Below are 16995 nucleotides of genomic sequence, written 5' to 3'. Positions count from 1 at the left end.
TCTTTATCTTACTCTACCATCAAAGACTTCTACTTGTACTAAAAGATAACGCTATCCAGCCATGTATTAGCTTCTATGGTAAGTTTGCTCCATTTCAAAATGTCGCTTATCTTAACTGAGCAAGAATAGCTTTGAGTTTCTCAATCAACTCATCTTCTGTGTGGTCAGACTCTTTCTCATTGGCTAGGAAGGCAACTGCTTGAGCGAGAGCTTCTCGTGCTTGGTCGAGGACTTTCGCATCTACATTTGTAAGGTCGTTTTCTTGCAGAACCTTAGTTAATTCCTTGGTCAATTTCTTGAGTTCTGACTCTTTCTTGCGACGAGCGATGAGGAAGAGAAGGAGACCAAGAAGGGCGAGCAGGCTGCCAATCATGGTACCGTATGGAAGATGACCTTGCTCTTTGCTTGTTTCTTTCGTTTCTTCATCCTTAGTCGTTTGCTTACCTTTCAAGGATTCGAGAGCTTCTTTGACCTTGGCAGTCATCTCTTTCAAGCCTGCCTCTGTCAAGTCAGCATTTCTAAGGGCTTCTTGACCCTCTCCGAGAATGATCTTAGCAGCGTCGATGACAGATTGATCAATAGCATCCAAGTCTTTCAAACGAGTTTCTAGCGCTTCAACCAATCGAGCAAGCTCAGACTTGTCAACAGGACGAGTCTCACTAGGAGTCACTGTAGTGCCTGAATTATTTGGAGTGTTTGTAGAAACTGGTGTTTCTTGAACTGGAGTACTTGCTTGAGCCTGTCCAACAGTAGATGACGGAGTAACAGGGGTGGTGTTACTACTATCATCGGTCGTCACACCAGGGACTGGAGTGTTACCACTGTTATCCGGTGTCACACTGTTGCTATTGCTGTCAGCAGGGGTAGTAGCACCGCCGTTGTTAGTGTTAGCACTGTCGTCAGTATTAGCACCGCTGTTAGTGTTGCCATCATTATTTGGTACAGAAGTTGGTTTATCTACCAAGCCTGCTTTCGCAGTGTCAAGTTTTTGCTTAGCTGCGTCTGCTTTATCTTTCGCATCTTTCACTTGCGCTTCTGTCGCACTCGTATCTGCGAGCACTTCGTTTGCTTTCGCTAGCGCTTTGTCTGCTTCTGCCTTAGCGTTTTCGTAAGCTTTCTTACTTGCTTCTGTCTTACCTGCTGTTTCTGGTACATCTCCGATTGATGTTTCAAGAGCGTTCTTACTTGTTTGTAGTTGACTCTTATCGACATTCGCTAATCCTGCTTTGGCTTCATCAAGTGTTGTCTTAGCTGCGTCTGCTTTATCTTTCGCATCTTTCACTTGCGCTTCTGTCGCACTCGTATCTGCGAGCACTTCGTTTGCTTTCGCTAGCGCTTTGTCTGCTTCTGCCTTAGCGTTTTCGTAAGCTTTCTTACTTGCTTCTGTCTTACCTGCTGTTTCTGGTACATCTCCGATTGATGTTTCAAGAGCGTTCTTACTTGTTTGTAGTTGACTCTTATCGACATTCGCTAATCCTGCTTTGGCTTCATCAAGTGTTGTCTTAGCTGCGTCTGCTTTATCTTTCGCATCTTTCACTTGCGCTTCTGTCGCACTCGTATCTGCGAGCACTTCGTTTGCTTTCGCTAGCGCTTTGTCTGCTTCTGCCTTAGCGTTTTCGTAAGCTTTCTTACTTGCTTCTGTCTTACCTGCTGTTTCTGGTACATCTCCGATTGATGTTTCAAGAGCGTTCTTACTTGTTTGTAGTTGACTCTTATCGACATTCGCTAATCCTGCTTTGGCTTCATCAAGTGTTGTCTTAGCTGCGTCTGCTTTATCTTTCGCATCTTTCACTTGCGCTTCTGTCGCACTCGTATCTGCGAGCACTTCGTTTGCTTTCGCTAGCGCTTTGTCTGCTTCTGCCTTAGCGTTTTCGTAAGCTTTCTTACTTGCTTCTGTCTTACCTGCTGTTTCTGGTACATCTCCGATTGATGTTTCAAGAGCGTTCTTACTTGTTTGTAGTTGACTCTTATCGACATTCGCTAATCCTGCTTTGGCTTCATCAAGTGTTGTCTTAGCTGCGTCTGCTTTATCTTTCGCATCTTTCACTTGCGCTTCTGTCGCACTCGTATCTGCGAGCACTTCGTTTGCTTTCGCTAGCGCTTTGTCTGCTTCTGCCTTAGCGTTTTCGTAAGCTTTCTTACTTGCTTCTGTCTTACCTGCTGTTTCTGGTACATCTCCGATTGATGTTTCAAGAGCGTTCTTACTTGTTTGTAGTTGACTCTTATCGACATTCGCTAATCCTGCTTTGGCTTCATCAAGTGTTGTCTTAGCTGCGTCTGCTTTATCTTTCGCATCTTTCACTTGCGCTTCTGTCGCACTCGTATCTGCGAGCACTTCGTTTGCTTTCGCTAGCGCTTTGTCTGCTTCTGCCTTAGCGTTTTCGTAAGCTTTCTTACTTGCTTCTGTCTTACCTGCTGTTTCTGGTACATCTCCGATTGATGTTTCAAGAGCGTTCTTACTTGTTTGTAGTTGACTCTTATCTGCAGATCTCACTTCATACGGAACTTCGACAATTTCTGTAGTGTTATCTGCATAAGTCACTACCACTTCGATAGTATGAGTTCCAAGAGCAGTTGGATAAGTCGTACCATCTTTTAAGGTTGCTGACGCTTTATCAGCAACGGTTACAGCATCCAGCAATTCTTCGTTTGTGGGGTTGCCTCCACCAACTACCTTGCTAATTTTAGTCGTTCCAACCTCATGAGTTGGCACCGGAATTGACGTTGGTGTTTCTGTACTCTTAAGATTTCCATCACCTTTAGTGGCAACAGCTGTAATATTACGGTTTCCTCCAACATCTTTCGAGTTAACAACCAGGTAGTCGCCATCTTTTGTAAATACAGAGTTAGCTGGTACTGTCCATCCATCCCTTTCTGAATGTGTGACAGTCACAGTATTTAGTTGGTTATCGCCAGGGATTGTAAAGGCAACCTTATCCGCATCATCTGGTAACTTAATACGAGTTGTACCATTTTGCTTGTTCTCATAAGTCAACGCTGCTGGTGCTGGATTTGTCACTGTAATCGTTACATCGTATTCGCCGACTTTATTTGTGGCAGTTGCAGAAGTTTCAGTTAATTGAACCGTATATTTTCTTGTTCCAACTGTTTCAACGTCAGGCTGTCCGTCTTTCCATGTAGCTGTAAAGTCACTTGGGAAGTCTTTTTCGATATTCTTTTCAGTGTAGCTAATACCTTTTCGAGCATCTGCTCTCAAGTCTGTCAGAGTTTGACTTCCCTTAGCTGCTGTAATGGTTTTCCCTGCGAAATTACGCTCTTTGGCTACATAAATCTTGCTTTCATCGCTTTCGGCAGTAAAGACAGTCTGTTTTACTTTCACCGGTAATGTAGAAGAACCTATTTCAGCAGATTGGTCTGTCTGACGTAAGTAGGTATTATCTGGAAGTTTATAGGTCCAGACACCATTTTTCAGTGCACCTTCGCCTGGTTGAAGATTAGCTGGGTCTTTTCCGTTATTGGCGTCAATTTCAACAGTTTTACCAGTTTGTAAGGTCAATACAACCTTCGTAGCACTTTCAAGGGCTGTACCAGAAATCGTACGATCCACATCACTTAATTTCGGATCTTCTACAGTTCCTGCCGTCTTAGTAAATGTCGGAACTTCTGGTTTGGCTACTTGCGTATGAGAAATGTCAATAGTAGAACCATCTTCTGGGAAGTTAATCGTAGCTACTTTCGCCTTATCATCCGTAGTTCCCTTAGTATAAGTTACATTTGCAGGTAAGTTACTATTATTTGCATTCGCTTCTTTAATTTTAGCTGCAAAGCTCTCTTTGGCTTCATCTGTAAAGTTACCATCGGTGATTGCTGTATTACCATAAGTCACTTTTTCAGCATTCGTTGGATAAGTGACTTGATCTCTGTAGAAGTCAGCATACGTTTTAACAGTTTCCTGATTACTATTAGCTGAAGATAATGCATAAGGTGTGTCTACTTGTTCAGTTCTATTGTCTGTTTTTACTGTTTTCTTGTATGTTCCAGAAACAAGAACATTAGTCGTTAATTGTTCTCCTAATGTTAGGTCTTTCTTGTAGTCAGCTGCCGCGAATGTTACTGTTGTTGTTCCAGCTGTAATTTCTTTTTCTGCGACAACAGTGCCTTGAGCGTCTTTAAGTTGGACTTTTACAGTTGATCCTGTCGCTAACTGAGAAGTTTCTGGTAGGTTAGATACCGTAACAGCTGGTTTAGTACCTGCTTGACCTTGAAGTGTTGGTGCTTTTGGTTTAACCGCTAACGTTACTTTGATGTTTTGATCTGTATAACGATGTGTTTCGTCACCACGCTCACTTTCAACCTTGGTTCCATAGTGAACATTGACCTGTTCTTCTCGTACTCCTATAGTTGTTTGCGCGCGTTGTACTGGAGAAGAACCAAAACCATCCCCCCATCCTATATACGTTCTTGATGGCGTAGTTAAATTACTACTTGGTTTGACATAAGAGGCAGCACCAGCATTTGTAAATGGTTTTCCTACTTCTGTTTCAAAATAGTCTTTTCCTGTTGGATAGTTCGCCTCGTAACCATAAGTTCTGAAAGTAAGTTCTCTTTCAAATTTCCCAGCCCCATTTGGATAAGTTACAATGATTTTTTTAGTGATTAGTCCCGCTGTTGTATTTGTAGGCATTCCACCTTCAAATTCAATAGTCGTTCCTGCTGGTTTATCACCTTCAAAGGCTACATAGAAATCAGGCTTAGCTGGTTGCGTTCTACCTCCAGTCCACCACACTGCTGATGTCAATGGTTGACCAACAACCTCATGATATGTTGTCACTTCTTGGTTATTCACTTTACGAAGAGTAACCCCTGGATACACAATTACTGAGGTGGTTAATTCAAGACCATCATAACCAGTTAGATTTGCCACTACAGTTTTAGTTGTTCTTCCTAGAACTTCTGTTGTTGGTTTAGAATCATCTTTCCACGTTGCAGAAGTTAAAGTAACACCTGCCGGTACTTCTACGAAGTTAGCTGCATCATCAACATTTTCAATAGTTCCGCCACTGATTGCATAAACTGTTTTTGGCTTCACAGCGACTAGAGAAATAGTTTTCTCAGCTTTATTACCATTCTTATCTCAAACAGCTACTTTTATATCGCTCTTAGAAACATCTTTCAACGTTCCTTTGATAGAGTTGCTTGCTGCATCGTAACGCAAACCTTCTGGTAAGTTTGTAACTTTGATATTACTTTCATCAATACCTACTCCAGCGTCTGATAGCTCAAGAGGAATATTGACTTCTTTTCCAGCTTCGACAAGTTTCGAAGAAGCACCGATAACTGGTAACGTAGTATCTCCATTAGCAGCTGTTTGACTAGCGCTGTCACTTGAAATATTTTGAGCTGAAACTTTTGCTGTAACATTTGACTGACCTTTAACGACTTGGTCTTTCAATGTAATTTTACCAGTGTTCGGATCTATGCTAATACCATCTTTCGCACCTTCTGTAATGCTCCATTGATTATTATCATCCTTAGTAGCAACAACTTTTGTCTCTGCTTGAGGAGTTTTCGTCACATCTCCATTATCTTGCAATTGATTTACATCTGCTGGAGTATAAGTTACTTCTAGTTTATCGACATTTGGTTCGTCTACTGGAGTTGCTGTAACATCTCCGTTAGTTTCAGGAGTTACAGTTGGTACAGCTGGTTTTATACTCTTAACCGGGATTTCAAAGTCTTCCCTTGTTCCATCTGGATAAGTCACAGTTGCTCCGACATAATGACTACCATCCTCTTTAGACTTAATTAAACCACTGTCTTTCATAGCAACTGTTAAGTCTGATGTTTTATTAGTTACATTTACATTACCTTTTGTCGTAGTGAAAGTCAAGTTTTCCTTCATAGCGTTAAACTCAGTCTCAGTCACTTTCGTCGTATCAGTAATATATTTCTCCAACGGCTGAGTAGTGATAGTAGGTATGTATTTAGTTGCTTGTGTTCTTGCTTTAAGTATCACACGTGTTGGACTGTTTTTAGTATTGTCTTTAGCTCCTGGAGACTCATGCAACCTATTTCCTGCTACATCTTCTGCATCAGCATAAATAGTTCCAATCGTTCCTCCATCTGTCCACAAGTTATTTCTATCAGCAGGATTTGTTTTCGATAACTTACCTGTAACATTTAATGTAATTGGTGCATCATGTTGTGTTTCAGCGCTATCTTTAGCAAATCTATTAGAAAATTCAAGATTTACACTACTTAAATTAGTAGGACTTCCATCATATCCAACAAAATTAGCTGCTACTAATTTCCCTGAATTGTCATTAAACGTTGCTATTGGTAAATTAGCTTCTTCTGTTGGTGTGATATACACTACGCGATTTCCATCAGCATCTGTTTCTACGTTTTGGAATGTTACTGTAGGGAACTGGTGGTCTCTATTTCTTACAGTTTCAGTAGTTTCAGTACTTTCTACATTTCCTGTTGTTGGTGTAGTAAGAGCTTTAACTTTTACCGTTGAACCTTCTTTCACATAACCGTCTTTAAGTTTAATCTCTCCTGTTGTTGGATTTACTGTCAAAGGGGCACCCGAACCAAATGACCAAGAATCACCATTCTTCGTCGCTGTGTATGTCACTTCCCTTGGATTATCTCCTTGAGTTGTGTATGTTACACTAATACGATTTACATTCGGCTGGTTGTCATGTGTAATAAGCACAGTGCCATTATCTTGTGGTCTTACTGTTGGCGCTGTTGGTTTGACTTTAAATGTAACTGGTTTTTCTATCTTATCCGGTGCGTAGATAGTTACTCCATTACCTATTCCAGCAATATCTTTAGTGTATTTTCCACCTTGATTATAAAAATCAGCCACTGCTTTATAGGTTACAGTTCCAGGAGTCGTAAGTTGAGTATCATTTGCTACATCCGAGCTGTCCTTAGACCATTTGAATGTCATTGATCTTGGATAGTATTTATCATCTCCATCCGAATTTGAAGCAACAACCGCTTTAACAAACTCATGTGCATCTCCTAATGTTGAGTTGAATTCTACTGTTTTTTCAGAAGTTTTTAATTCAACATCAGCAACAATATACTTGAATTTGTATTCTTTTTGGTTATTTGAAGCATCTTTGACTAAAACTTTTGCCTCATGTTCACCTAAAACTGCAGTATTTGGAACTGTATTATCACTATTGATTTGCGCATTTGTTCCATTAGACATGCTCTCGTCTTTAACGAATTCACGCCCTGTTGGAAGGTCCGATGCTTTTAGATAAGTTGTTGTTCCAGAGTTATCATTAACTTCGAATGTTGGATTAAATGTAGCACCACGGAATACTACAAAAGTAGGGTTTTCGGTCACATTGTCTTTTAACTCGACACCATTTACTTTTACCTTCGGAGCTACTTTATCTCCTTGGTCTAATGGAATTTCAAAATCTTCCCTTGTTCCATCTGGATAAGTCACAGTTGCCTCAACATAATAAGTATCCGTATCCGCCTTATGTTTAATCACACCATTGTCTTTACGCTCAATAGTTAAACCATCGGTATTACGAGCGATTCTTACATCTCCTTTGCTCGCTGAGAAATCTAGCTGTTGCTTGATGTTAGTAAACTCAGCTTCACTTACCGTCGCGTTAGATGCAGTAATATCTTTATTCAAGATCTGCGTTGAGATTTGAGGAGTATACTTATCTTTTTGAGTTAAAAGTCTAATTACAACACGAGTAGGCTCATCAGCAGTGTTTCTGATACTCTTCAATTGATTACCAGCAGCATCTGTTGCAGAAGCATAAAGAGTTATTAAGTTCCCGTTGTTTCTCGTTAGATCCCATGCTCTATTTGTATCAGGATTTAGTTTTGGTACTAGACCGGTAAACTGAATATCATATGGTGCAGAGACATCTCCATTATCTGTTTTATCTTTTTTGTTGTAATTTAATCCATATTTCAGAGTAGTTGTTCTCGAGTCTCCTTGGAATAAGGCTACTTCACTCAACTTACCAGAATTATCTTCTACAGTTCCCAAAGTAATTGGGTTGGTATTTAATTCTTCTGTCGGTGTCACATAAACAACACGTTCCCCATTCACGACTTCTGTATACTTATCGCTAAAAGTAAAGGTTGGTGCTACACGATCTCCAACTTTTGAGTTGGCTGTTACAGTAGTACTTTCTACATTATCAGTCGTGACTGATTTGGCTGTTACTTGTGAATTGTCTTTGATTTCTCGGTCTTTAATCGTAACTACACCTGTAGTGGCATCGATTGTTACACCATCTGTCGGAGCACCTGTCAGTGACCAGCTATTATTTGTCTTATTGGCTGTTACCGTCTTATTCGTAGGACTTGTCGTATTAGCATTTGTATAGGTGAAACTTACTGTATTCACATTATCCTGCATTGCTGGTCTTACTGTTACGTCACCGTTATCCCCTGCAGTTACTGTCGGTGCTGTTGGCTTAACTTTAACCGTTACATCTAATTCAGACGATGATACTCCTTGGCTATCTGTTGCTTTGTATTTCACAACATAAGAACCTGGTCTATTAACATCGACAGTTTTTGTCGCAGCAACTCCATTTACCGAAACAATCTCTTTTGTCACACCATTCCCTAGTGTTGCATTTTGATCGTCTTCTTTATCGTGAGCTGTGACTAGCGTATCTAAGTTTAACTGTCCACCTTTTTCGATTGTTGTTGTATTTCCTTGAGGTCCAGCTAGTGTCGGTGCCTCATTTGTCACAGAAATAGCTTGCCAATCTGCTGGTGTACCATAGTTTCCTTCTGAGATATTGGTCTTCGTGCTGGCTGTTCCCGCTTTGATAGGTTTCTTCATTGTGATTGTCACTGTTTCTGTGAAACCATCTTTCGTTGGAGTACCTTTTACTACTGCTTGTGACGAATCTACCGAAGTCCACGGTCCATCAATACTAGTGCGTTTGAATCCTAAGTCTTTTGTAGCTCCAGTATCTTTATCTGTATATTTCAAGTAGAACATACCTGCATCATGAGGTGTTTTTACGACTACTTCTTTAGCTCCTGCGTACAAACTAGTTCCACCTGTTTCTGATGGTTCAATAGTTGTCGAACCTACCGCAACAGTAACATTTGTGCTAGGACTTTCTACGCCATTAACCGTCTGAGTAACAGCTACAGGGTCTTTAGCAACTAGTTGAGTCTGGTTAGCATGGTTACTATTTAACCCTTCTCTAAGGTTTACTGTCCAATGTCCGTCACTTCCTACTTGGATATTTTCAGCCACTGTCTGACCTGCAACTGTTACTTTGATTTTAGCACCAGCTGTAGCCGTTCCCTTTAGAGTTCTATCATTTGATAACACTTGGTTACCTGTCTGAGTAGTAGGTGTCACTGTTGGAGCGGTTGGAAGAACCTTATACTTAAAGTAATAGTTCTTATCACCCGTTGTTCCATCGCTAACTGTTATAGTAGATGTATAGACACCTGGTATTGTATCCTCAGGTATATTCCCTGTGAATGTTGGACTAAATGGTGCTTGTTGACTGTACTTAGTCGTCGTATTGAAGGCATCATTTGCATTAGTAGCTGTTATGCCAGGACGCAAATTATCTATTCTAAATTTCGTTAGCTTCTCAAAATTATCCCAGGCTTTTAGTTCTGGTCTGAATGCCTGACCTTGAACCACTTCATATACAGCTTCCCTAGCATCCGAGTCATTTCGTGATTGAGGTAATGTTTGAGCATTATCTCCTGTCCCAATTTTAACTTCAGGTACTGTCGTATCTGTTGGAACAGTAATTGTAGCTGCCTCACTCGGATCTGTATCATTACTTCTTTGTTGTGCACTAAGCTGTGTTCCTGAACGCGCGGTACCAAATGGAACTGTAACCATCGCTGTACCATCTGCAGCATTTACAACCGTAGCTGGAGTTTGCCCTAATCCTTCAAACTTAGTCCAAGTGCCATTTTGTTTTTGGAGTATTACAGGTTGTCTTCCATTTTCTACCTCATAAGTAACAACCGCAGATGTAGCTCCGTTTTGTCCTATTTTGACAGTCACATCTCCATTCGGAGTTGTTGCTAGAACTGGTTTCGTTGCGAAAGGTTGTTTCTGAGAAGTTGCCTGAACTGTACTTGTGCTTAGAGGCGATACAACTCCATCAAAGATTGTATCAGTACCTTTGTGAACTAAAGCTGTGACGACTTTTAACGGATCTGTTCCTACATTCGTCTGTCTATAACTTGCAGCATCAAAGGTTGCCTTACCATCAGCAGTTATACTTGACGAAGCTAAGACTGTATAATCAGTAGCTGATTTAAAGTAATAGTTTTGATAATCAGGTTCAGCGTCTCTACCACCTTTTACAAGATAGGCCTTCCACTCAAGTTCAGGAGAAGTAATATTTCCAAAACCAAGATTTGTATTCAAGTCTTTCACTTTAATCGTTGGTTTTTCACTTGCTTTTTCTTTTAATTGCTCGTTAGTTGTTTCAAAAGTTCCTGCCTTAGGTGGAATAATTACACTAGTCTCAAATGTTTCCTTTTTACCATTTTCTGTAGTAACAGTTACTGTCAGAGGATGAACTCCTCCTTTATCTCTAGAGAAGCCACTAGGATTATTCGCCTTGATAGATGCTCTTGTGCCTCCGACTCCCTCTTTTACCCAGTTAATGCCTAAAGACTCACTTCCAGTGACAGCTATATCTGTAATTTTAGTGTTTCCTTGAGCTATAAATTTGAGTGTATTTGCTGTAGCAGGCCAGTCCGGTACTAGTGTTTTAAATTTATCTCGTCTGATGTCCGTTCCAAGACCATTAGACAATCCTATACGTAATTGAGAAACCTCTTTTGATGCTTCCTCACTATAGGCTTTATTCTCAATCTTTTGTTTAGCATAGACAGTAGAGGCTGGTTTTGCTGTTCCATTCGGTAATGTAACTACTGCTATTCCATTACTACTTGACTGAATACTAATCCCTGAGTTTGCTGTCGCTGTTTCTTTGCTCCAGTTTCCATCAGTCCCTTTGACAAATGTAACATTTTGCTCTTTGCTATTCGTATCAGTATAACGAACTACAGCCTTAGTAGCATTATCTTGACCAATCTTAACTGCCAGAGATAAGTCTGTCACATCCTGAGTAATAACAGGTTTAGTAGCAAACTTTTGACCAACGGTAGCAGTCATCTCTGCACTATTATCTGACTCAACAATTGGTTGTTTGCTACCGTCATAATCAATCCAATCCTGATCTATAACCGTTTTAACAACGTACTTACCTTGGGGTAATTCTACACCTGTAAAAGTAGCTTGCCCTTTAGCATTTGCTTTCACTATAGCGTCCTTCTCTACGCCATTTTCAAGCATTTTAACTTTTTCAAGGTTTCCATTATCCAACTTACGGTAGAGAACCATGTTATAACCTTCTGTACCACCGCTAGCGGTAACACTAGTCGCAATCTCAGCTTTATTAGTCAATGCTTCAAGCGTTGGTGTCTTAGGTTTTGTTACAAAGCTCAATTTCCCATCATCAGAAGAATTATCAGTTGGGAATCTACGTACATAACGGAAATTATGAACACCAGGTTTCGAAATAATGTCCATAGTCATTTGCTTCTTACCAGCATCCGTTGTTAAATCATATACCTTATTAGTATCTTCGTCAATTACTCTAAAACTCTGATTTCTCTGATTGGCTTCTTGTTTCCCTTTTTGTTTCTCAATTGGTTGATCATTTTCATCACTGTACTCCCCGTATGAAGTGAAATCAATATTGAAAGCACCATTAACGGTAAGATCTCCAGAGTACGTTAAAACCCCTTTTGTACCAGCGTCAAGTGGCTTATCAATGTATTGTGGATAGTCTAACGCTACATTCTCTCCTTCTTTTTTGATTTGCCTTCCATTAACACCCGCATTAAAATTAACATACGCTTTATGCTGATCAACCTTAAAGTATCCATTCCCGCTTATTTTAAACTTGAACTTGTCTGTGTCGTCTCTTTCTTCAGGTGTTCTTGCATACCATTGGTTGATTAATTGACGAGTAGCATTTTCTACACGCTTAAGACCACCAGCGTAAGTTAATTTACCTAAGTCGTTTGAACCACTTGTCTCAAAAGTGATTTTATAAGAATGGTCATCACCACTATTTAACGAGAAAGTATACACATCACGAACATCATTCTGAATGGTGCTAAATTTAGCATCTGAATATTTTTGTAAATTACTTGGTTCAATATCTCGTCTATTATAGAAACCTCTGTTTAGATAACCAGCTCCGTAAGTTTGTTCTCTAGCAATATCTTCTAAAGTTCCGACTTTAAAACGTTGAGCTTGAGTTGTTCCTATATTTGATATCCTTGCGTTTGTTTTATCTTTTGTTCCTTTTTCTACATCTTTAAGTTCCGCACCTCTAAAAGGCGAATCCTGAGGAAGATTTCTAAAAGCATTTGACAAAGCGTTCTTCAGCTCATCTTCTCCTGATGTTACTGTTGGTCTTTCTAGTAATGTTCCACCATTTTTATTAAACGTTTGAACAGATACAGATCCGCTCTTTAGAACTTGACCTTGTGGAAGGGTAAAGTAAACCTTATTGACTCCCAGCGTTTTATGGTTCTCATTAACCGTTATCTGCCAGTATAAACCTGTTTTTGTTGGTCGAACATTGATGTGAAACCCTTGGTAAGCTTCGCTAATCTTTCCACCTTCATAATAAGTATTCCCTACTCCACCTTTTGAATAGAATACATAAGAATACTTAGGGTAGGGAGAACTATTCTGACCACTCTCAAATAAGTAACCTGTTTTTGTATCGTAGTCCGCTGATTCTATACCACTTCTTGTAGCTATCGCTCTATCCTGTCCAGGCGCACGTCTCGTACGTGTTTGTGCTCCTGCCGGCATCGAGCGGAAACCTGACCATCCTGTAGTGCTGGTGCGCGGTTGGATGGTTACATTGTCAGCTCTTGCTGATTCATCCTCAGTTGGAATAGCTTCATAGTCAGATGAACCACCATTCAAAGCTCGTGGTTCAAGGGGACTTGAAACAACCGCTCCATTAGCCTCTTTTTCAGAGAGGACTCCTTCGATCAGTTCACGCGATTTTTTCAGGTCTGCTAAGGCCGCATCAAAATCTGATTGACTGATAGTGTCGCCTTTAGAGAAGGCTTCATTGAACTTATCAACGGCTGCCTTGGCTGCTTGGATTTTATCTGCCGATGCTCCGTTAGCTCGGAGTTGCTCAGTGATGAACTCTAATTCATCTTTTAGTCCATAAACACCATTTTCACCTTCTGTATTTGTGTAGGTTGGGAGCGTCTGTGGAGTAGCTTGAGAGCCAGCTCCAGAACCTGTTGAGTCTCCTCCAGCAGATGGCCTAACTTGATTTTCATCTGATGTAGGCTCGCTCAAAGCTCTTCTACGACCTTTTCCTCCACTTGGTTGCGCAGTCGTAGCCCCCCTCTGGACTAGCAAGTCCAGTAGGTGTCAGACTTGTAGATGTCAGACCAGCCCTTTCCAAGATTGTTGGAGTGTCTAGGCTAGGTGTCAAGGCTTGATTGACACGGCTCGTAAGCTCAGCCATCAGTCTTGCTTGCTCATCAACCTGCGCTTGCGTCGCTTTTGGATCTTCCAAAACTGCCTTAGCTGCTGCTAAACGCTCTTCCACTTCAGCATGGAGTTCCTGCATTGAGCTAAGCGTTAGTTTTGCCAACAAAGCTTGCAGATTCCCTTGAGTCGATTTGGCTGCTGTCGTATCAGCGACGGTCGGCTCTTCTTGCTCTGTTACTTCTCCTGCTTGAGAAGGTTCTTGGTTAGCTGGATTTGTCTCGGACTGAGCAGAGTTAGACTCAGCTCCTGCTTGCCCTTGATTGGTTTCCTCAGCTGGCGCTTCTTGCGTTTTCACCTCATCAGCTGCTTTAAGTTCAGCTGGCTGGCTAGTTGAAGCCTTGCTCGAGTCTTCCTCATCCGAGGTTCCTGGATTCCCATCTGAATTTCCAGAAGATCCAGCAACTACATCACTGGCTGTTGCCGAAGATACTGCAGGAGCTTGAGCAGCTACTCCATTAGCAAAGAACATCAATGCCGCAACCGCGACACTGGCAGCACCAAAGTGGTATTTTCGAATCGAATATCGGAAAACCTTTTCTTTGTTATATTTTCCAAAGTCCATGAAATCTTTCTCCTTTTTTGTAAGTTGTTTTGAAAACAAAATAGCCTTATCATCTTCAAACTCACATGATATTAAATAGTATTGATAGCACTATTTAACCCACTGCACCCAGTGTACAGTCTAGTAATAATTATACCATACCCCCCCCCGAATTTACCATCTAATCATCCAAAAATCTTGATTTTTAGAAAATTTTTTAGTATATGTTTATTATATTGATTATAGATATACGCTTTTTTGATTTATTTCCTAGAAACTAATAACTTTTCTATATCTTTATTTATGAAAATTTTAGTATAATAATAGTTATAATTGGATGGCTTTTAGTAGTGTGAATATATTAAATATAATTTAGAAACCAAGTATGAATCCGGATTTTAGTTTGAAAAACCCTCCCTATTTTTTGATTGGAAGAGCTTATCATCAGTTTCTGAAAAATGTCTAAGACTTACGGGACTTATTCGATACCTATTTGCAGCAAGATTAAATGGTTAGCTGGTTAGAAATTGAATTGTTAGCTTTTATTTCATCTCACTATCTCCTATTCCTAGAGCCACAATCTCCTTATTCCTTCCTTTGACGATTCTCATCTCCAAAATCACTCCTATCCCTAGACCACTTTCAGCCCTTACCTCATGATAATCAAGCTTGGAAATATAATAGATTGAAATAAAATATGAACAAATTGATAAGGGGATTTTAAAGTATTTTCTAACAATACTTTAGAAACTATGATGTGCTATTCTAAATTCAACTCACTATAAAAAGAAACTAAAACAAAATAAAACAAGAATCAAACAAATTAGTCTTGAATTTAAATCAATTTATAACAATATTTTAAAAGCCCCTTGTACTATCCCAGCTTCAGCTCATTATGTTTGTTCTAAATCTATTGATTATTCAATCTAAGATTAGTATTTTGAGCTATCCTACATAAGTCTCCTGGCTTGCTTTTTGATTTTCGTTTATAGAATATTGAATTTGGAATAGTTCACTAGTACTTCTAAAACATTGATAGAAATTACTTTGACTTTCCTGACTGATTTGTTCAGTTCTTATTTCATTCATATATGCTATGTATTAACTGATAGCGGATACCTACGGAGAACTTGCCACTCAGATGTAGGACCTGCCCACCATACAAAAAAAACAGACTTCATCCCACAAAGAGATAAAATCTGTTACTATTTTCTACACGATATTTCCTAATTTTTAATCCAGCAGTTGGTCTGCTTGGCTGATGGCTCGCTCGGGGCGCTGGGTAAAGGGTTTGTTCCCAAAAAACTCCAACCAGGGCTTGCGAACCTTGTCTTTGCTGGTTTCTCTGTATTTTTTAGGTCTTATTTATGGTGGTCCTTCAATAGCATCTCAAACTCAGATACTGACATACCCAACTGCTGACTAGCAACCTCGGAAGTCAGAAGTCCTTGGCGAACCATATCTAGGAAGGCAAAGAGTTTTCCACGTTCAAGTCCACGCTCCAGTCCCTGTTCAATACCCTCTGCACGACCGCGTTCAAGTCCACGCTCTAAACCTTTTTCTTCAGCTTGTTCCAAGGCATAGTCCTGTGCTAATAATGCTTGTTCTTCACGCATACGTAGTTGACTAAACATCTTCCTATCCTCCTCGGACCAGCTCTTGTAGTCTAGCAGTTGATCTGCTTGGCTGATAGCTCGCTCGGGTTGCTGAGTAAAGGGCTTATTACCAAAAAACTCCAACCACGGCTTGCGAACCTCGTCTTTGCTGGTTTCTCTGTATTTTCTAGGTCTTATTTGTAATGTTCTTTCAACAGCACCTCAAACTCAGCCATAGTCATGCCTAACTGCTGGCTGGCAACCTCGGAAGTCAGAATACCTTGACGAACTAGATTTGCTAACATCGCGAAACCGCCTTCTGCACGACCTCTCTCCAACCCTTTTTCTTCAGCTTGTTCCAAGGCATAGTCCTGTGCTAACAAGGCTTGTTCTTCTCGCATACGTAGTTGACTAAACATCTTCCTGTCCTCCTCGGACCAGCTCTTGTAGTCTAGCAGTTGGTCCGCCTGACTGATAGCTCGCTCAGGTTGTTGGGTAAAGGGTTTGTTCCCGAAAAACTCCAACCACGGTTTGCGAACCTCGTCTTTGCTGGTTTCTCTGTATTTTCTTAATTCCAAGAACGCCATCTTGACTAGATGATGTTCCTGTCCATTATTGGTGATGGTTAAAACCTCACCTGTCATGTCCTCGCGCATACTAAAACTATGAAAAGCCAAGTCATCTGAGAAGTAATTACTATCGACAATTGCGATAGCGTATACTGGTGCGATGTGTTTATAGCTCTGGTGGGTATCACCTTCTCGTTGGCGAATTTTTTCAAGATTTTGATTGACCTGACTGCACAAGTAAGCCCACAAACGATTGATGAAAAAATTCTGATGATGAACCTGAATTTCGATGATAACTTGCGTACCATTATCCAACTCCGCCAAAACATCTATACTGGTATAAAAATCCTGCGCTGAGTACGGCAGGGAAGGCAAGACGTGAATGTTGCTCCCCTCCAAAATGGTTACATTTTTAGCTGGCAAGTCCAACATATCGCGAATAAATTGACAAGTGATTTCTGGATTGCTAAAGATTTTCTTAGCAACCAAGTCATTAGTCGGGCTAATGCCCGGATGTCTGAGAATCATATTTCCTCTCCTTTCATTATAGCACATTTTTAAATCTAATTTACTAGATTTGATGCTTCTATCTATTTATTCGGAAAAGAAAGCTTTTTTCAGAAGGCTAAATTCCCAAACTAAGTTCCACCGCTCATCCAAGTGGAAGTTAGTCTGATAAAAATCGTAAAAACCAGTGGAAATCCGTGTCAGGGTAAGTTCCACTGGTTTTAA

The 16995-nt window shown here is 40.4% G+C and carries 4 protein-coding genes and 1 pseudogene; all 5 read right to left on the bottom strand.

Features of this window, described 5'->3' with window-relative positions:
• Positions 1 to 106: 106 nt before the first annotated feature.
• The 5 genes and pseudogenes from ACLV7Q_RS03830 to ACLV7Q_RS03810 all read right to left on the bottom strand — a co-directional run bounded on the left by ACLV7Q_RS03830 (position 107) and on the right by ACLV7Q_RS03810 (position 16791).
• A complete protein-coding gene (locus ACLV7Q_RS03830; protein ID WP_411865987.1) occupies positions 107 to 5050 on the bottom strand; it encodes a hypothetical protein in 4944 nt (1647 codons plus the stop codon).
• A 45-nt stretch (positions 5051 to 5095) separates the two neighbouring features.
• Positions 5096 to 13423 (bottom strand): hypothetical protein, encoded by an 8328-nt coding sequence (locus ACLV7Q_RS03825; protein ID WP_218757200.1) that lies wholly within the window; start codon positions 13421 to 13423, stop codon positions 5096 to 5098.
• Positions 13368 to 14120, bottom strand: a complete 753-nt coding sequence (locus tag ACLV7Q_RS03820; protein ID WP_225904693.1) for a YSIRK-type signal peptide-containing protein — start codon at positions 14118 to 14120, stop codon at positions 13368 to 13370. Before ACLV7Q_RS03820 ends, ACLV7Q_RS03825 begins: the two co-directional genes overlap by 56 nt.
• Positions 14121 to 15460: 1340 nt before the next feature.
• Positions 15461 to 15883: pseudogene (locus ACLV7Q_RS03815) on the bottom strand (hypothetical protein); the annotation flags it as partial.
• 5 nt (positions 15884 to 15888) lie between these two features.
• The gene (locus ACLV7Q_RS03810) at positions 15889 to 16791 is read right to left on the bottom strand and encodes an Rpn family recombination-promoting nuclease/putative transposase (protein WP_218757199.1); all 903 of its coding nucleotides are present in this window, start codon (positions 16789 to 16791) and stop codon (positions 15889 to 15891) included.
• Between the last annotated feature and the right edge of the window lie 204 nt (positions 16792 to 16995).

Source organism: Streptococcus mitis (assembly GCF_965111725.1).
GTDB lineage: Bacteria > Bacillota > Bacilli > Lactobacillales > Streptococcaceae > Streptococcus > Streptococcus mitis_DV.
The sequence above is the reverse complement of the archived record's forward strand: the minus strand, read 5'-3'. Positions and strand labels throughout refer to the sequence as shown.

What these genes read in the sequence shown, in the direction of transcription:
- ACLV7Q_RS03820 (WP_225904693.1), bottom strand. Translation starts at nt 14,120, where the DNA reads ATGGACTTTGGAAAATATAACAAAGAAAAGGTTTTCCGATATTCGATT.
- ACLV7Q_RS03810 (WP_218757199.1), bottom strand. Translation starts at nt 16,791, where the DNA reads ATGATTCTCAGACATCCGGGCATTAGCCCGACTAATGACTTGGTTGCT.